This is a genomic window from Labrys methylaminiphilus subsp. lupini (assembly GCF_051161885.1).
Lineage (GTDB): Bacteria > Pseudomonadota > Alphaproteobacteria > Rhizobiales > Labraceae > Labrys.
Map to the genome: position 1 here is coordinate 54,232 of NZ_JBMDIH010000001.1, position 18,080 is coordinate 72,311.

At 64.2% G+C, this 18,080-nt stretch carries 14 protein-coding genes and 1 pseudogene; 11 read left to right on the forward strand and 4 right to left on the reverse strand.

Features of this window, described 5'->3' with window-relative positions:
• Nucleotides 1–16: 16 nt before the first annotated feature.
• From ACN6KF_RS00285 to ACN6KF_RS00330, 10 genes and pseudogenes are all read left to right on the forward strand, one after another.
• Nucleotides 17–1,330, forward strand: a complete 1,314-nt coding sequence (locus tag ACN6KF_RS00285; protein WP_434954908.1) for an ammonium transporter — start codon at nucleotides 17–19, stop codon at nucleotides 1,328–1,330.
• Nucleotides 1,331–1,680: 350 nt separating this feature from the next.
• The gene (locus tag ACN6KF_RS00290) at nucleotides 1,681–3,255 is read left to right on the forward strand and encodes an ABC transporter substrate-binding protein (RefSeq protein ID WP_434954909.1); all 1,575 of its coding nucleotides are present in this window, start codon (nucleotides 1,681–1,683) and stop codon (nucleotides 3,253–3,255) included.
• A gap of 226 nt (nucleotides 3,256–3,481) precedes the next feature.
• Entirely contained in the window at nucleotides 3,482–4,432 is a 951-nt protein-coding gene (locus tag ACN6KF_RS00295) for an ABC transporter permease (RefSeq protein ID WP_434954910.1), read from the forward strand.
• A 9-nt stretch (nucleotides 4,433–4,441) separates the two neighbouring features.
• On the forward strand, nucleotides 4,442–5,275 hold the full coding sequence (locus ACN6KF_RS00300; protein ID WP_322434950.1) for an ABC transporter permease: 834 nt from the start codon (nucleotides 4,442–4,444) through the stop codon (nucleotides 5,273–5,275).
• 10 nt (nucleotides 5,276–5,285) lie between these two features.
• Entirely contained in the window at nucleotides 5,286–6,911 is a 1,626-nt protein-coding gene (locus tag ACN6KF_RS00305) for an ABC transporter ATP-binding protein (RefSeq protein WP_434954911.1), read from the forward strand.
• Nucleotides 6,912–6,981: 70 nt separating this feature from the next.
• A complete protein-coding gene (locus tag ACN6KF_RS00310; protein ID WP_434954912.1) occupies nucleotides 6,982–8,982 on the forward strand; it encodes a CocE/NonD family hydrolase in 2,001 nt (666 codons plus the stop codon).
• A 172-nt stretch (nucleotides 8,983–9,154) separates the two neighbouring features.
• A pseudogene (locus tag ACN6KF_RS00315) lies at nucleotides 9,155–9,277 on the forward strand (ferredoxin FdxA); the annotation flags it as partial.
• Nucleotides 9,278–9,378: 101 nt separating this feature from the next.
• The gene (locus tag ACN6KF_RS00320; protein WP_434954913.1) at nucleotides 9,379–9,657 is read left to right on the forward strand and encodes a DUF3470 domain-containing protein; all 279 of its coding nucleotides are present in this window, start codon (nucleotides 9,379–9,381) and stop codon (nucleotides 9,655–9,657) included.
• A 107-nt stretch (nucleotides 9,658–9,764) separates the two neighbouring features.
• Nucleotides 9,765–10,103 (forward strand): ferredoxin FdxA, encoded by a 339-nt coding sequence (gene fdxA / locus ACN6KF_RS00325; RefSeq protein WP_105865397.1) that lies wholly within the window; start codon nucleotides 9,765–9,767, stop codon nucleotides 10,101–10,103.
• 517 nt (nucleotides 10,104–10,620) lie between these two features.
• Nucleotides 10,621–11,211: a CarD family transcriptional regulator gene (locus ACN6KF_RS00330; protein WP_367624859.1), complete on the forward strand. Its 591-nt coding sequence runs from the start codon at nucleotides 10,621–10,623 to the stop codon at nucleotides 11,209–11,211.
• A 154-nt stretch (nucleotides 11,212–11,365) separates the two neighbouring features.
• Here ACN6KF_RS00330 and ACN6KF_RS00335 read toward each other — a convergent pair whose 3' ends face one another.
• Nucleotides 11,366–12,571, reverse strand: coding sequence for an MFS transporter (locus ACN6KF_RS00335; RefSeq protein WP_434954914.1), 1,206 nt, complete (start codon nucleotides 12,569–12,571; stop codon nucleotides 11,366–11,368).
• Nucleotides 12,572–12,738: 167 nt separating this feature from the next.
• Between ACN6KF_RS00335 and ACN6KF_RS00340 the strand changes: the two genes are divergently transcribed.
• Nucleotides 12,739–13,650 carry a LysR family transcriptional regulator gene (locus ACN6KF_RS00340; protein ID WP_434954915.1) on the forward strand — a complete coding sequence of 304 codons (912 nt, stop codon included), beginning with the start codon at nucleotides 12,739–12,741 and terminating at the stop codon, nucleotides 13,648–13,650.
• Nucleotides 13,651–13,666: 16 nt separating this feature from the next.
• On the opposite strand, the gene prmC is transcribed toward ACN6KF_RS00340, so the two are convergent.
• From prmC to ptsP, 3 genes are all read right to left on the reverse strand, one after another.
• Nucleotides 13,667–14,533 (reverse strand): peptide chain release factor N(5)-glutamine methyltransferase, encoded by an 867-nt coding sequence (prmC, locus tag ACN6KF_RS00345; RefSeq protein ID WP_434954916.1) that lies wholly within the window; start codon nucleotides 14,531–14,533, stop codon nucleotides 13,667–13,669.
• Nucleotides 14,534–14,567: 34 nt separating this feature from the next.
• On the reverse strand, nucleotides 14,568–15,647 hold the full coding sequence (gene prfA / locus ACN6KF_RS00350) for a peptide chain release factor 1 (RefSeq protein ID WP_434954917.1): 1,080 nt from the start codon (nucleotides 15,645–15,647) through the stop codon (nucleotides 14,568–14,570).
• Nucleotides 15,648–15,749: 102 nt separating this feature from the next.
• Entirely contained in the window at nucleotides 15,750–18,014 is a 2,265-nt protein-coding gene (gene ptsP, locus ACN6KF_RS00355; protein WP_434954918.1) for a phosphoenolpyruvate--protein phosphotransferase, read from the reverse strand.
• Nucleotides 18,015–18,080: the final 66 nt, after the last annotated feature.

Sequence of the window (18,080 nt, forward strand, 5' to 3'; positions counted from 1 at the left end):
ACAGGATGCTTTCCCGATGACTTCCCTTCGTTCCCTCAAACTCGCGGTGTCGGCCTTGCTCGGCGCCGGGCTGCTGGCAGGCCCCGCTCTCGCCCAGACCGCAACGCCGCCGCCCACGCTGAATTCCGGTGACACCGCCTGGATGCTGGTGTCCTGCGCGCTGGTGCTGATGATGATCGCGCCGGGCCTCGGCCTGTTCTACGGCGGCCTGGTGCGCGCCAAGAACATGCTCTCCATTCTCATGCAGGTGCTGATCGTCGCCTCGGTGGTGATGGTGATCTGGGTCTTCTACGGCTACACCCTCGCCTTCAGCGACGGTGGCCCGCTCTTTGGCGGCTTTTCCAAGGCCTTCCTCGCCGGCATCACCAAGGACACGCTGAGCGGCACCATTCCCGAATATGTGTTCGTGTGCTTCCAGATGACCTTCGCTGCGATCACGCCGGCCCTCATCGTCGGCGCTTTCGCCGAACGCATGAAGTTCTCGGCCGTGGTGCTGTTCTGCCTGCTCTGGGTCACCTTCATCTACATCCCGGTCGCCCATTCGGTGTGGCAGTCGACGGGCTGGCTGTTCAAGCTGGGCGCGTTCGATTTCGCCGGCGGTACCGTCGTGCACATCAATGCGGGCGTCGCCGGCCTGGTGGGCTGCCTGATGATCGGCAAGCGCACTGGCTTCGGCAAGGAGCAGATGCCGCCCCATTCGCTCACCCTGTCCTGGGTCGGCGCCGGCATGCTGTGGGTCGGCTGGTTCGGCTTCAATGCCGGCTCGGCGCTTTCGGCCGGTGCCAGCGCGGGCCTTGCCATGATGACGACCTTCGTCGCTACGGCCGGGGCGATCCTCGGTTGGTCGCTGATCGAGTGGCTCACCCATGGCAAGCCCTCGATGCTGGGTGCGATCTCGGGTGCGGTTGCTGGTCTGGTGGCGGTGACGCCTGCCGCCGGTTTCGTCGGCCCTGCTGGCGCCATCGCGCTCGGCTTCATCGCCGGTATCGTCTGCTTCTTCTTCGTGACGACCGTGAAGAATGCCTTCGGCTATGACGACAGCCTCGACGTCTTCGGCGTGCATGGCATCGGCGGTATTCTCGGTGCCCTCGGCACCGGCGTACTGGCGTCGCCCTCCCTGGGCGGTGTCGGCTATGCGGACGGCGTGACCATGGCCAGCCAGCTTTGGGTCCAGGTCGAGGCGGTCGCCTTCACCATCGTGATGACGGGCGTCGGTTCGGCGATCCTGTTCAAGATCATCGATCTCGTCGTCGGGCTGCGCGTCGACCGTCAGACCGAGGCCGAAGGCCTCGATATCGTCGAACATGGTGAACGCGCCTATCACAGCTGATCCCAACGGCATGCAACAGATCCGAACCCCGGCCTATGGCCGGGGTTTTCGGTTATCGGGGCGGATGGGCCTGATATCGTCTGTAATTGCTTGCTTCGTGGGGGATCTCTTTTGGCCGGAAACGATGAAAATCAGGCCTGCTCGTTGAAAATTCGGGCTTTACCTGACGTTCAAATCTGCAAATCTGGCGTGATCTAAGCTTGACGAAAATGAAGGAACGTCGCGCTGCTGTCATTTGATGTCGTTTGTAGGTCTCTTGCACAGCGGCTTGCAGGACACGATAGTGGGCAGGTCGAACGCTCGGGCAACGAGCGCAAATTCCATACAGGCGAGCCGCAGGGAACATTGACATGACGGGTAAGAACTTCACGCAGCAAGGGTCGGGCCTGATCCTTGATCGTCGCGAATTGATGAAGAGTGCGGCTGCGCTCGGCTTGAGCCTCGGCGCCTTGGGTGCGCTCGGCGGCCCGGCCCTGGCGGCCGACACCCCCAAGAAGGGGGGCACCTTGAAGCTGGGCATGGAGGGCGGTTCCGCCTCCGACAGTCTCGACCCTCGCACCTATGCCGATTCCGTGCCGATCTCCTACGGCTACCAGATCTGCAACGGTTTCGTCGAAATCGGCGAGGACGGTCTGCCCAAGGGCGAATTGTTCGAGAGCTGGGAATACAAGCCCGGCGCCAAGGAATGGATCTTCAACATCCGCAAGGACGTCACGTTCCACAATGGCAAGACGCTCGATGCCGATGACGCGATCTATTCGATCAACCTGCATCGCGGCGATACCAAGTCTGCCGCCAAGGATCTGCTGAGTTCGATCACCGACGTCAAGAAGCTCAGTGCCAACCAGGTCCAGATCACCCTGTCCGAGGGCAATCTCGATCTGCCCTACAATCTCTCCGATTACCACGTCCTGTGCGTGCCCAATGGCTACACCGACTTCTCCAAGCTGATTGGCACGGGCGCCTACAAGCTCGAAGTGTTCGAGCCCGGCGTGCGCGTCGTGACCAAGAACACCGGCAATTACTGGAAGCCGGGACGCGGCAATTTCGATGGCATCGAGCTGCAATATATCCAGGACCAGGCGTCCCGCCTGCAGGCCATGATTTCGGGCCAGGTCGATGCCATCAACCGTCTCGATGCCAAGACCATGGATATCGTGACCTCTTCGCCTGACGTGAGTGTGGTACAGAGCAAGGGTACCGGCAACCGATTCGCCTTCGTGGCGCTGTGCGACACCGATCCTTATACCAACGCCGATCTGCGCTGGGCGCTCAAATACGGCATGGACCGCAAGAAGATCGTCGACACGGTCTACCAGGGTTACGCCACCATCGGCAACGACACCACGATCAGCCCGTCACACAAATACTACGCGAAGGACGTGCCGCAGACGCCCTACGATCCGGAGAAAGCCGCCTTTCACTACAAGAAGGCCGGTAGTCCCAAGATGGAGCTCAAGGTCTCGGAAGGCGCCTATAACGGCGCGACGGACGCTGGCTTGCTCTATCAGGAGGCCATTAAGCAGGCGGGTATCGATCTGACGGTCACCCGTGTCTCGGGCGACGGCTACTGGTCGAACATCTGGCTGAAGGATCCCTTCTGCGCCGTCTATTGGGGCGGACGTCCCAACATCGATCTGCAATTGTCCCAGACCTTCCTGTCCACCGCCAATTGGAACGACACCCACTGGAAGCGTCCTGAATTCGACAAGCTCCTGATCTCCGCCCGCGTCGAGAGCGACGAAGCCAAGCGCGCTCAGATCTATGCCGATTGCCAGAAGATGATCCACGACGATGGCGGCATGGTCTGTTATGCGGTCGGCGACTATCTCGACGCCTACTCCAAGAAGATCATGGGGACGGCCCCGCATCCACGCTACGACATGTGCGACCAGCGCGTCGCCGAAAAGGGCTGGTTCGCCTGAGAACTCTGGAGCAAGGGGCGTTTGGCGACAACGCCGCTTTGCCCCTGCTCTTTGTTTCGACGCGTTCCTGCGATCCCTGGTGTATCAGCCAGATCGTGGAGCGCTTCGGGGGCGACGCGCGTGAGGCGCCTCGCTCTTCTCCTTTCATATTGCAGAAGGCCGGGCGCATGCGGGGGGAACTGCTACGTGCCCGGTCTCCGTCGGCAACAGGTCGAAAGGGCACATTGTGGGACGTCTTATTGGTTGGCGCATCGTCCAGGGGCTGGTGACGCTCTTCGCCATCTCGCTCATTCTGTTTATTCTAACCCTCAATTTGCAGGGCAATGCGGCGGACGCCGTGCTCGGCCAGGCGGCCACGGCAGAAACCAAGGCCGCCTTTGAACGCAGCATCGGTCTGGATGTGCCGGCCTGGCAGCGTTATCTGAACTGGCTCTGGAACATCGTCGCGCATTTTGATTTTGGTCGCTCCTACACCAACCAGAACGCCATCGTGAACGATCTGTGGCCGCGCTTCACCAATACGATGTTCCTGGCCTGCTACGCGGCCGTGATCGCCGTGCCGCTCGCCGTCATCACCGGCATCACCTGCGCCATCACCGAGGGGCGCTTGGCCGACCGTGCCGCCAACGTGCTGGCACTGATCGCCATCTCGCTGCCGGAATTCTTCATCGGCGGGGTACTGATCCTGCTCTTTGCCGGTTATTGGCGCTGGTTTCCGCCGCTGGCGACCGTCAATTCCGACATGGGCTTTTTCTTCCGTCTCTATGTGACCTTCCTGCCGGCGGTGGCGCTGACCTGTCTGGTTACCGCCCATATGATGCGCATGACGCGCAATTCCGTGCTGTCGATCATGTCGACACCCTATGTCGAAATGGGCTTCCTCAAGGGCCTGACGCGGGCCCGTGTCGTCACCAAGCATGCGCTACCCAACGCGGCCTCGCCGATCATCTCGGTGGTCGCATTGAACGTCGCCTATCTGGTGGTCGGCGTGGTCGTCATCGAGAAGGTCTTCACCTATCCGGGTGTCGGCCAATACATGATCGACGCGGTGACCAAGCGCGACGTGCCGGCGATCCTGGCCTGCGGCATCCTGTTTGCAGCGGTGTTCATCATCCTCAATACGATTGCCGACGTGCTGGCGATCATCCTCAATCCGCGTCTGCGGCATCCCCGGTAGGAAAGCAGCATGGTCATTTTCGGACACAAGGCGCCGCTCACTGCCGTCATCGGCTTGTTCATCATCGCGCTCAACGTCGTCGTCGCCATCGCCGGCCCTTGGCTCGCTCCTTATTCGGAGACGCAGACTGTCGGCAAGACCTGGGCGACGATCTCGGCGGCCAACTGGCTGGGGACCGACCAGATCGGGCGTGACATGCTCACCCGCCTGATCTATGGAGCGCGCCTCACCATCGGCATCGCCCTGGTCACCACCATCATGTCCTTCGCCATCGGCATCACGCTCGGCCTGGTGGCGGCCGTGACCGGGCGGTGGATCGACGCTGTGCTCTCGCGCGCCGTCGACATCGTCATGTCGGTGCCGCTGCTGATCTGGGCGCTGATCATCCTGTCGATCTTCGGCCAGACCCTGACCTCCCTGGTGCTGACCATCGCCTTCCTCGACTCCAGCCGCGTCTATCGCCTTGCCCGCGCGCTCGGCATGAACCTCGCCTCGCTGGATTTCGTCGAGGTGGCGAGGCTGCGCGGCGAGGGCATCTGGTGGGTGGTCTGGCGCGAGATCCTGCCCAATGCCGCCGCGCCTTTGATGTCGGAGTTCGGACTGCGCTTCTGCTTCAACTTCCTGTTCATCGCCGCCTTGAGCTTCATCGGTCTCGGCGTTCCCCTGCCCTATGCGGACTGGGGCGGCATGGTGCGCGACAACATCACCAGCCTTAAGCTCGGGCGGGCCGCGGCACTCTATCCCGCCGCCGCCATCGCCCTGCTCACCATCGGCATCAACCTGGTGGTCGATTGGTTCCTGTCGATCGATGCCCGCCCATCCGGCGCGCAGGCGGAAATGTAAGGGGGCTGAGATGGCAGACGACAAAACCTCTTCCGACATGATCCTCGAGCTGGAAAAGCTCCGGGTCGAGACCATCACCGGCCGCGTTCTGGTCGACAATGTTGACGTGACGTTGCGGCGGGGAGAAATCCTCGGCCTCATCGGTGAGTCCGGTGCCGGCAAGTCCACCATCGGCCTGGCGTCGATGGCCTATGCCCGGGCCGGCATGCGCATCACCGGAGGCTCGATCAAGCTCGACGGCACCGAACTGCGCGCCTCCACCGCCGCGCAGCGCCGCAATTTCCGCGGCAAGAGCATCGCCTATATCGCCCAGAGTGCCGCCGCTTCCTTCAATCCGGCCATGACGCTGATGGACCAGGTCTGTGAGGCGCCGGTGGTGCATGGCGTGATGACGCGGCCAGAGGCGGAAGCCTATGCCCGCAAGCTCTTTCGCATCCTGCAACTGCCCAATCCCGACACGATCGGCGACCGCTATCCCCACCAGGTCTCGGGCGGCCAGCTCCAGCGCGCCATGGCGGCGATGGCAATGAGCTGCCGGCCCGACGTGATCGTGCTCGACGAGCCGACCACGGCGCTCGACGTCACCACCCAGATCGAGGTGCTGGCGCTGCTGCGCGACCTCATCCGGGAATTCGGCACGGCAGGTCTCTACATCACGCACGACCTTGCCGTGGTGGCCCAGATCGCCCATCGCATCATGGTGCTGCGTCATGGCAAGACCGTCGAGGTCGGCGAGGCCCAGCAGGTGCTGGAGGCGCCGCGGACCGACTATGCCCGGGCGCTGGTGAACGAGCGGCGCGAGGCCGAGCATCTCCAGCTCACCGCCCCGGCGGAGGGGGCCGAGCCCGTACTCTCCATGACCAACGTCACCGCTGGCTACGGCCCGGTGGCGATCGTCAAGAACGCCTCCTTCAAGCTCGCAAAAGGCGAGACCCTGGCGGTGGTGGGCGAGTCCGGCTCCGGCAAGAGCACGATTGCGCGTATCGTGGTCGGCCTGCTGCCGCGCTGGGAGGGGGATGTCTCACTCAACGGCAAGACCCTGCCGCCGGCCTTGCCCCAACGCAGCAAGGACATCCTCCGCCGCCTGCAGATGGTGCACCAGATGCCGGACGTGGCGCTCAATCCGCGCCAGAGCCTGGGGCAGATCATCGGGCGCCCGGTGAGCTTCTACTTCAACCGTTCGGCGGGGGACGTGCGCAAGCGGGTGCTCGAACTGCTGCATCAGGTCGGTCTGCCGGAGGAGTTCGCGGACCGTCGGCCCGGACAGCTCTCGGGCGGCCAGAAGCAGCGCGTCTGCATCGCGCGTGCCCTGGCGGCCGAGCCGGAGGTGATCATCTGCGACGAGCCGACCTCCGCCCTCGACCCGCTGGTGGCGGAAGACGTGCTCAAGCTCCTCAAGAAGCTGCAGGACGATCTTGGTCTCGCCTATATGTTTATCACCCACGACCTCGGCACGGTGCGCCGCATCGCCCATCGCACGGCGGTGATGCTCAAGGGCGAGATCATCGCCCAGGGCCCGACGGCCGACATCTTCGCGCCGCCCTTCCACCCCTATACGGAGAAGCTGATCAGCTCCGTGCCGGAGATGGATACCCACTGGCTCGACAACATTCTCGCCAGCCGCAAGGTGGCGTGATCCAATAGTTCGTAGAAAGGGCCGGTCCTCGGACCGGCCCTTTCGTTTGTCTTTCATAAAGTCTCTTCCGATGACCGCGACCCGCACGATCGAACATTTTTTTATCCCACTCGCCGATGGCACCCGGCTCGCAGCCCGCCTCTGGCTGCCCGAGGATGCGGAGGCCAGGCCTGTGCCGGCGGTCCTCGAATATATCCCCTACCGCAAACGTGATGGCACGCGCGGGCGGGACGAGCCGATGCATGGCTGGTTCGCTGCCAATGGCTATGCCGCCATCCGCGTGGACATGAGAGGCAGCGGCGAATCCGACGGCCTGCTCGAGGATGAATATCTGCAACGCGAGCTCGACGATGCCTGCGAGGTGATCGCCTGGCTCGCGGCCCAGCCCTGGTGCTCGGGCGCCGTCGGCATGATGGGCAAGAGCTGGGGCGGTTTCAACTGCCTGCAGGTCGCGGCGCTCAACCCGCCGGCGCTCAAGGCTGTCATCACCGTCTGCTCGACCGACGACCGCTATGCCGACGACATCCATTTTATGGGCGGCACCCTGCTCAACGACAATCTGTGGTGGGGCAGCATCATGCTGGCCTACCAGGCGCGCCCGGCGGATCCGGCGCTGGTCGGCGAGGCCTGGCGGGCGCAATGGCAGCACCGGCTCGAACGTCTGCCTTTCTTCCCGGCGCTCTGGCTCGCCCATCAGAGGCGCGATGCCTATTGGCGGCACGGCTCGATCTGTGAGGATTTCTCGGCCGTGCAATGTCCGGTTTTCGCAGTCGGCGGCTGGGGCGATGCCTACACCAATGCCATTCCGCGCCTGCTGGAGGGCCTGGAGGTGCCCAGGCTCGGCCTGATCGGGCCCTGGGCCCATATCTACCCGCAGGACGGCGTGCCGGGCCCTGCCATCGGCTTCCTGCAGGAGGCGACGCGCTGGTGGGATCACTGGCTGAAGGGCCGGGATCGCGGCATTATGGCCGAGCCGATGATGCGGGCCTTCATCGAGGAATGGACGCCGCCCGGTCACCGCGATCCGGTGCCTGGCCGCTTTGTCGGCGAGATGACCTGGCCTTCGCCGCAGATCACCGCCAAGACCGTCCATCTAGCGCCGGGCACCTTGACGCCCGAGCCCGGCCCGGCCAGCGAGATCGCCTTCGCCTCGCCGGCCTGGACGGGGGCAGCGGCCGGGGAATGGATGGGCACCGGGGTCAGCGGCGAGGAGCCGGCCGATCAGCGGCATGACGATGCCTTCTCCTGCAGCTTCGACGGCGAGGTCCTGACCGAACGGGTCGAATTGCTTGGCGCCCCGGAGATCGAGATCGAGGTCGCCTCCGATAAGCCTCTGGCCCAGCTCTGCGCCCGGCTCTGCGACGTCGCGCCGGATGGATCTTCTCGCCGCATCGCCTATGGCGTGCTCAACCTGACCCATCGCGACAGCCATGTCGACCCCGAGGCGCTGGTGCCCGGCCGCTTCTATCCCATCCGCCTCAAATTGAGCGATTGCGGCTATGCTCTCGCCCCGGGGCATCGCATCCGCCTGGCCTTGTCGACGGCCTACTGGCCGCTGATCTGGCCGGCGCCGGAACCGGTGACGCTGACCCTGCGCTGCCCGGGTCGGCTGAGCATGCCGGTGCGCGAGGCCCGCGCGGACGACTTCGTCGTCGCCTTCGAGCCCGCCGTGAGCGCGGCGCGTACCCCGATGTCCAAGGTCGCCGAAGGGCGGATGGCGCGTACCACCTCGCTCGATCTCCTGACGAACACGGCCACCTATGTCACGGAGGGGGAGGGCGGCCTGTTCGGAGAGGGCGTGCTGCGCTTCGACGAGATCGATACCACGCTCTCCCATAGTCTCCGGCGCGAACTCACCATCAGAGGCGATGATCCACTCAGCGCGCGCTACCACCTCACCGAGAGCTATGAGATGGGGCGCGAGGGCTGGCAGATCCGTATCGAGGTGAAGACCGCGATGCAGGCGACCGCGGCCGATTTCATCCTGGAAGGCGAGCTCAAGGCCCTCGCCAATGGCGAGGTGGCAGCCGAGCGCCGCTGGCATGAGAAAATCGCCCGCGATCTCTTGTGACCGCAATTGTGCCTCGAGCGTGCCACACCCGGCCATTCCATTGAGGACTTCCCTCGATGGAATGGCCGCCATGACCCGGAGTGTTTTTTGATTTTGGCGGTCACGCCAAGAATCGCAAAGACGCGTCGAAACAAAAAGCTGGAGCAAAGAGACGTTTATGTGAAAACGCGCTTTGCTCAAGGTGGTCACCGAGAACGGCATCAAATGCAAATATATGGGCAAATATATGGACTGTGTCGCCGAGTGCCCGGTGGATTGCTTCCGGGAAGGCGAGATCATGCTTGTCATCGATCCCTAGAGCAAAGCGCGTTCATGACTGAACACTTGTTTGCTCCAGCTTTTTGGTTCGACGCGTCTTTGCGATTCTAGGTGACTCCGCCAAATCGAAAAACGCTTTTGCTCTGCATCGATTGCGGCATCTGCGAACCGGTTTGTCCGGCGGATGCCATCCATTCCGGCGCCGAGCGGGGGCTGGAGGCCTGGGTTGAACTGAACGCGCGCTATGCCTATCTCTGGCCGGAGATCACGATGAAGCGCGAAACCCCAGCGGACGCCAAGCAATGGGACGGCAAGCCTGCAAGCTCGCTTTGCTGTCGCCCCGGCCGGGCGCTGGAGATGCAGGACAGGCCGGGTAGAGGACAGGTCCAGTGCCCCGTTTGTGATGAACTGTGTTAAAGCCAGCACCGCGACGAATGGCTGCTCTGTGCTGGTGCGCCTTGAACCGTCGGCACAGTTCGGCTAGGCAGTTTTAGCAAGATTATAAACTTTCGGGATTTTCTGGCATGACCTACGTGGTCACTGAGAACTGCATCAAGTGCAAATACATGGACTGCGTGGAAGTCTGCCCGGTGGACTGTTTCTACGAGGGTGAGAATTTTCTCGTCATCCATCCCGACGAATGCATCGATTGCGGTGTCTGTGAGCCTGAATGTCCGGCGGATGCCATCAAGGCCGATACCGAAAAGGGCCTGGAGGCCTGGCTTGAGCTGAATGCCAAATTCGCGCAGAGCTGGCCCAATATCACGGTCAAGCGCGACAGTTTCCCCGATTCCAAGGAGTGGGACGGCAAGCCGGACAAGTTGCCGCTGCTCTCTCCGGAACCGGGCCAGGGCGACGCCTGACCGCCAGATCCCGGCCGAATTCGGCAGGGTTCGCCTCCACTGTGCGGGCAGCATGGCTGCCCGTTTTCTGGGCCTCGGCCACAGGTGGCCGTCGGGATGCGCTCGCATGTGCCCGTCGCTTTTTGCATAGCGGCTATTCACAAAAACCGCGTGGTATCAACCTTAACGAGCGCTTTACGCGCCGTTTTTGCGTGTAAAAGCGTTGATTTTTGCCGATTTTTGGTGTATACACACGGGATGGTCAAGAGAGAGACCGAGTTACCCCCGCCGCTGCTCCGCACAGGGGCAATTTTTTTGTGCTCAGCTTCAAGGGACCTCAGTCGGTCGGTGCGGGTAGCGCCGATAGATACATGGAATTTTTGACCGTCCTTCAGTTCGACGTTCCTCGCGGCGGCTCCTTGAAGCTTTGGCCTGGTTCCACTGTCGAATGGTGTTTGCGGCAACAGGCGCGAGCCTGTCCGTGGTTTGGTGCGGCTGCCGGTTCGGCATCCGCCAATGATAGGAGCGTTGAAGCGTCATGACGACAGCGAAAAAGACGTCCACGAAGCAGGGTTTCAAGACGGGCGAGAGCATTGTTTACCCCTCGCATGGCGTCGGCAAGATCGTGTCGATCGACGAGCAGGAAGTAGCCGGTTTCAAGCTTGAGCTGTTCGTGATCTCCTTCTCCAAGGACAAGATGACGCTGCGCGTGCCCACCACCAAGATCGCTTCCGTCGGCATGCGCAAGCTGTCCGAGCCGGCTGTGGTCGCCAAGGCGCTCGAGACGCTCAAGGGCCGTGCCCGCATCAAGCGCACCATGTGGTCGCGCCGTGCGCAGGAATACGAAGCCAAGATCAATTCGGGCGACCTGATCGCCATTGCCGAGGTGGTGCGTGATCTCTATCGCTCCGACGCGCAGCCCGAGCAGTCCTATTCCGAGCGTCAACTCTATGAAGCGGCCCTCGATCGCATGGCGCGCGAGCTCGCCGCCGTGGACGACCTCATCGATTCCGAGGCCGTGAAGGTGATCGAAGCCAACCTCGCCAAGGGCCCCAAGCGTGGCGGTGCCAAGGAAGCCGAGGCAGAGTTCGACGACGCCACCGAAGAGGAGGAGGAGGCCGCCGCCTGAGGCGCTTCCCCATCCATCACAAAAAAACCCCGCTTCGGCGGGGTTTTCTTTTTTCCTGGGATCGCAGGCGTCCTCGCCTGCATCGTCCCATCCTGTGAGCGCTGCCCTTCCAAGAGCAGGCGAGGACGCCTGCGGTCCCAGCAATAACGCCGCCTTAGGTCGGGTCGGGGCAGGCTACCGCCGCTGCCCGCTCGCTACCAACGAAGGTGAGTGCGAGGCCGGCAAGGGCCAGCAATCCGCCAGCAATCGGTATGGCTGCATAACCCAGGCCCAGGCTGAGGGTTGCGCTGCCGATGGCGGCACCGAGGGCGTTGCCGAGATTGAAGGCGCCGACATTGATGGAAGAAGCCAGGCCCGGTGCCGCCGACGCGACCTGCATCACCCGCATCTGCAAGGGCGGCACGATGGCGAAGGCGGCCATGCCCCAGATGACAAGGCCGATTGCGGCGCCCCAATGATTGGTCAGAGCGAGCGGCAGCACCATCATGATCACGCCGAGGGCTGCCAGTGAGAGCCTGGCGGCGCCGTCCAGCGACCAGTCGGCCAGGCGGCCACCCAGCGTATTGCCGAGGGTCAGGCCAATGCCGATTAGGGCAAGGGCGAGGGTGATGAAACTGGCGCCGGCTTGGGTGATCTCGACCAGTACCGAGGTGACATAGGTATAGAGGACGAACATGGCACCCGCACCCATCACGGTGGCCGCCATGGCGGTCAGCACGCTGCGCTGGGCAATGGCGCCGAATTCCCGGCGGATGTCGGGCATGCTGCCGGGGTCCCCTTTCGGGAGAGCCAGGAAGAGCGCCAGGATGGCCGCCAGCCCGAGCAGGGCCGTCGCAGCGAAGGTCTGGCGCCAGCCGATGGCCTGGCCGATCCAGGTGGCCGCCGGCACGCCGCCGATGGTGGCGATGGTCAGGCCCAGGAACATCGCGGCGATAGCGCTGGCTTGGCGTTCCCGTGGCACGATGCTGGCAGCGACGACCGAGCCGAGGCCGAAGAAGGCACCATGATTGAGGCTGGTGACGATGCGGGCGGCCATGAGCGTCCAGTAGCCGGGTGCGATCGCCGCCAGCAGATTGCCGATGGTGAAGATGCCCATCAGCACCATCAGGGCCGTGCGCTTGTGAAGGCGGGCCAGCAGCAGCGTCATCACCGGTGCGCCAGCCATTACGCCGATGGCATAGGCGCTGATCAGCAGGCCGGCGGTCGGAATGTCGACGCTGACGCCTTGCGCAATGTCGCGCAGCATGCCCATGGGCGAGAATTCGGTGGTGCCGATGCCAAAGGCGCCGATGGCCAGCGCCGTCAGCGGCCAGAAGCTGGACGGCGTGCCGGCATTGGCGGTACGTGGTAGTGGGGCCATTGCATCCATTGTCGTTTCTCGACTTTCGATTCCTTGGTTTCCAAGCGGCGACGGCATCAGCGCTGCCGCCTGGGTTCAGGTGGAGGTAGGGCCGCGTCGGGTTCCGGGAAAGGCGCCGGGGATCACCTTATTTATGAAATCGTTTCACGAGTAAGAGCAGGCAGCAGATGGACAACCGCTTTGGCGAGATGCAGGTGTTCCGGCTGGTGGTCGAAACCGGCAGCTATTCGCGTGCCGCCCGGCAGTTGCGCATGACGCCTTCGACGGTGAGCAAGCTGATTGCACGGATCGAGACGCGCCTGGGATTGCGATTGTTCGAGCGTTCGACCCGGCGTCTGTCTCTTACCGGGGAAGGGCGGGCCTATTATGAGCGCGGCGGTGCCGTCATCGACGACTTCGATGCGATCGAGCGGGATTTGAGCGGGCAGGCCGTGACCCCCAGCGGTACCGTGCGCGTGACGGCTTCGCTGGCCTTCGGGGCAATGGCGATCGAGCCGATCCTGCCGGCCTTCTGGCAGGCCTATCCGGAGGTTGCCGTCGACCTGGCGCTTTCGGAAGAAAAGCTCGATCTCTATCAGGAGCATATCGACGTGGCTTTCCGGGTGGGTGCTTTGCCCGACTCGCGTCTGCGGGCACGCCGTATCGGCACCTCGCGACGCCTGATCGTCGCAGCTCCGGCCTATCTCGACCGTCATGGCATGCCGCGATCGGTCGATGACCTCATACGGCACAATTGCCTGGGTTTCAGTTTCCGCCGTGCCGTGCCGGTATGGCCGATCAGTGAGAGCGGCCGCATCGTCGACCGTGCCGTGCGCGCTTCCCTGCTCGCCAACAATGGCGAGACGCTGCGCCGCATGGCCGTCGCCGGTGTGGGTTTGGCGCGCCTTGCCGATTATCACATCCGCGACGAGCTGGCGGCTGGACGCCTCGTCGAGATCCTCGCTGATGCGGTCACGCCTGACGAGGAGGACATGCATGTCCTCTTCTTCGGCGGCGACAACATTCCCCATCGCGTCAGGGTGTTCCTGGATTTTTGCGTGCCGCTGCTGCAACGCTTTCTGCGGGATGGAACTGGTTGAGCGCCTGCTCTAGACGTCAGGCCGGCCAGCGGCCGGCGAGAGCCCGGGCGACGCCACCGAGATCTTTGCGCGCCGGACCGATCATCTCGAAACCGGCTTGACGCATCAGCGCCGCCACGGCGTCCTCCTGGCCGATGCCGAGCTCGAAGACCAGCAGCCCGCCCGGGCGCAGCAGGCGAGGCGCGTCGGCGACAATGGCACGATAGGCGTCGAGGCCGTCCGTGCCACCATCGAGGGCCAGCAGCGGGTCGTGCTGGCGGACCTCGGGTTCCAGCCCGGCAATATCGGCGGAGGGAATATAGGGCGGGTTGGAGACGATGAGGTCGAATTTATCCTCCAGGCCCTCCGTCCAATTCCGGGGCTGGAATTGAGCCCGGTCGGCAACGCCATTGTCGGCGGCATTCAGGGCAGCAACAGCCAGGGCGTCGGCAGAGCGATCGATCCCGATTCCGCTCGCTCGGGGTCTTTCATGGAGCAGGGCAATCAGGATGGCGCCGGTGCCGGTGCCGAGATCGAGCAGACGATAGGCTGCATCCCGCTCGGGCAGCAGGGCAAGGCAGGTTTCGACGATGGTTTCGGTGTCCGGCCTTGGCGACAGGGTGGCAGGGCCGAGGCGGAATTCCAGGCTCCAGAACGCGCGGCTCCCCAGGATGCGGTCCACCGGCTCCCCGGCCAGGCGCCGGGCGCGGAAGGCGTAGGCTTTCGCAGCGGCCTCGGCCGTTATCGGGCTGTCGGGTGAGAGCGTGATCGCGGTCGCCGGCAGGCCTGCGGCCTCGGCGACCAGCCACCGCGCGTCGAGCTCGGGCGTGGCAAGGCTCGCTGTGCGGAAGTCGGTCAGGATCTCCCGATAGAGGCCGCCGAGCGTGGTCATGGAAGCGCCCATGCGCGTCGTTTGCCGTGCAGACCAAGCTTGTCTCTCACGCCCGAGCCTCGCTGGCGGCGAGAAGCCGGGCCTGGTTTTCGGTCACCAGCGCGTCGATCACCTCGTGGAGGGCATCCCCGGTGATGATCTGATCGAGCTTGTAGAGGGTGAGGCCGATGCGATGATCGGTGAGCCGCCCCTGCGGGAAATTATAGGTGCGGATACGTTCGGAACGGTCACCCGAGCCGACCTGGTCGCGCCGGTCGGCCGCACGGGCGCTGTCGACCCGCTCGCGCTCGGCCTCGTAGAGGCGTGCCCGCAGCATCGCCATGGCCTGCGCCCGGTTCTTGTGCTGGGAGCGTTCAGCTTGTACCGCGACGGCGATGCCGGTGGGCAGATGGGTGATGCGCACGGCACTGTCGGTGGTGTTGACGTGCTGGCCGCCGGCGCCGGACGCCCTGAAGACGTCGACTTTGAGGTCCTTCTCCTCGATGGCGATATCCACCTCTTCGGCTTCGGGCAACACGGCGACCGTGGCGGCGGAGGTGTGGATACGTCCGCCTGCCTCCGTCACCGGTACACGCTGCACGCGATGCACGCCGGATTCGAATTTCAGCTTGGCGAAGACGCCCTTGCCCCTGACTGCCACGGCGACGTCCTTGTAGCCGCCCATGGTGCCTTCGGATTCGGTCAGGATCTCGGTCTTCCAGCCCTGGAGATCGGCATAGCGCATATACATGCGCAGGAGGTCGCCGGCGAAAAGCGAGGCCTCGTCGCCGCCGGTGCCGGCGCGCACTTCCAGGATGGCCGATTTTTCGTCGGCGGCGTCCTTGGGCAGCAGCGACAGCTTGATCGCGGTCTCCAACTCGCCGAGCCGTTCGAGCAGCGACTTGCGTTCCTCCTCCGCCATCTCGGCCATCTCGCCGGCCATGGCCGGTTCGGCAATGATGACTTCGACGCCTTTCAGTTCTTCCTGGGCACCCTGCCATTCGCGAATGATTGCCGCGACGGGATCGAGTTCGGAGAGTTCGCGAGCCAAGGCCACATAGGACTCGGCATCCGGGCCGGAGGCGAGCTCCGCCTCGACGAAATCGCGGCGGCGAAGCAAGGCATCAAGGCGGTCGAGGGGTAGCATCTATTCATCCTGGGGGCGCGGACGTCCTCGTCCGCATCTTGGAAACGGTGCGCATGGGGAGAAAAAGCGGGCGAGGACGTCCGCGCTCCCGGAGCAGCCTCGCTATAACGGGATGCCGCGTTCGGCAGCGAATTCCCGCAAGGCAAGGCGCAGCGGCTTCTCCGCTTCCGGCTTGAGGTAGTGGTTGACGAGGTCTGTGATCTCGCGCGTGTCGATTTCGAGCAACATGGCCTTGACCGGGCCGATCGCGGACGGCGTCATCGACAATTGCCGGAAGCCGAGGCCGATCAGGGCAAGCGCCTCCAGCGGTCTGGATGCCAGCTCGCCGCACAGCGTCACCGGCACGCCGGCGGCGTTGGATTTGTCGGCGATCATCTTCAGGGCCCGCATCACCGAGGGCGAGAGCGTGTCGAAACGGCCGGCCACACGCGCATTGCCGCGGTCGACCGCATAGAGGAACTGGAAGAGATCGTTCGAGCCGACGGACAGGAAGTCGGTGCGCTGCAGGATCTCGTCGAGCTGGAAGAGGAGGCTGGGCACCTCCACCATGGCGCCAAGCTTCACGAGATCCGGCAGGGGCTTGCCGTGGCGGCGCAGGAAGGTGATCTCGCGTTCCACCACCCCGCGAGCCTGGTCGAATTCCTCGGCGGCCGAGATCATCGGGAACATCACCCTGAGCTCGCGTCCAGCGGCGGCCTGCAGCAAGGCGCGGAGCTGCGAGCGCATCAGGCCGGGACGGTCAAGGCCGAGACGGATGGCGCGCCAGCCGAGCGCCGGGTTCTCCTCCTCGATCTGGTGCATATAGGGCAGCACCTTGTCGCCGCCGATATCGAGGGTGCGGAAGGTCACGGGCCGGTCACCGGCAGCCTCCAGCACGGCCTTGTAGAGCGCATATTGCTCGCCGGTACGCGGGAACTGCGAGGCGATCATGAATTGCAGTTCGGTCCGGAACAGCCCGATGCCGTCGGCGCCGCTCTCCTTGATATGCGGCAGGTCGACCAGGAGGCCGGCATTGATGAACAATCTGATATCGCTGCCGTCGCGCGTGCGGCTGGGCAGGTTGCGCAGGGCGAGATACTGCTCCTGCCGCTTGGCCCGGAACCTCACCTTCTCGGCATAAGCGTGTTCGACATCGGGCGCCGGACGCACCTGGACCTCGCCCACCGAGCCGTCGACGATGATGGCATCGCCCTGTTCGACCAGGCTGGTGATGCCCTCGACCTCGCCCACGGTGGGAATGCCGAGCGCGCGCGCCACAATGGCGACATGGCTGGTCGGGCCACCCTCTTCGAGGATGAGGCCGCGCAGGTTGTCGCGCGAATAATCGAGCAGGGCCGCCGGCCCCATTGAGCGGGCCACCAGCACCGCATCCTTGGGCATGGCGTCGGAGGACACGTGATGCCCGTCGCCGGTGAGCTGACGCAGCAGGCGGTTGGCGAGATCGTCGAGATCGTAGAGGCGCTCGCGCAGGATCGGATCGGCGACGCGCTGCATGCGCGCGCGCGTGTCGGACTGCACGCGCTGCACCGCCGCCTCGGCGGTGACGCCGGTGGCGATGACCTCGCGCATCTTGGTGATCCAGCCGCGGTCCTGCGCAAACATGCGATAGGCTTCGAGCACGTCGAGCGTCTCGGTGGCGCGGGCGAGGTCGCCACGGTCGAGCATGGCGTCGATGGCGTCGCGCAGGCCGACGATGGCATTGTCGAGGCGGTCTGTCTCGCGCCCGACGTCATCGGCGATAAAGGTCTTCACCACCACGCGTGGCTCGTGCAGCACGACATGGCCGAGGCCGACGCCCTCGGAAAGCGGGGCGCCGGTCAACTGCAGGGCGCGACGGCTGGCGAGATCGGCGCCCGGGCGGGCGAGGGCCTGAAGCTCGCCGGAAGCGATCATCTCGGCCAGCACCATGGCGACCGTGGCGAGCGCCTCGATCTCCTCTTCCGAATAAGCGCGCTGGGCCTTGTTCTGCACGACCAGGACGCCGAGCGTCTCGCCGGCGCGCAGGATCGGCACGCCGAGGAAGGCGTTGTAGATTTCTTCGCCTGTTTCCGGCTTGTAGGCAAAGGAGGGATGGTGCTGCGCGTCCGAGGTGGTGACGGCCTCGGCTTCCTTGGCGACGAGGCCGACCAGGCCCTCGCCCTTGCGCATGGTGGTCAAATGCACCGCGTTCGGATTGAGGCCTTCAGTGGCATAGAGTTCGAGCGTGCCGTCGGTGCGCAGGACATAGACCGAGCAGACCTCCGCGACCATGTTCGCGGCGATCAAGACAACGGTCTTGTCCAGCCTCTCCTGCGCCGAAACAGGCTCCGCCATGACTTCGCGGAGCCGCTTGAGGAGCAGGCGCGGGCCACCGATCGCGCCACGCATCCGATGCCTCCATGTCCTCGACAGATCTGACGACCCGGCGAACCGGGGCCGTCCGCTGTCTCAGAG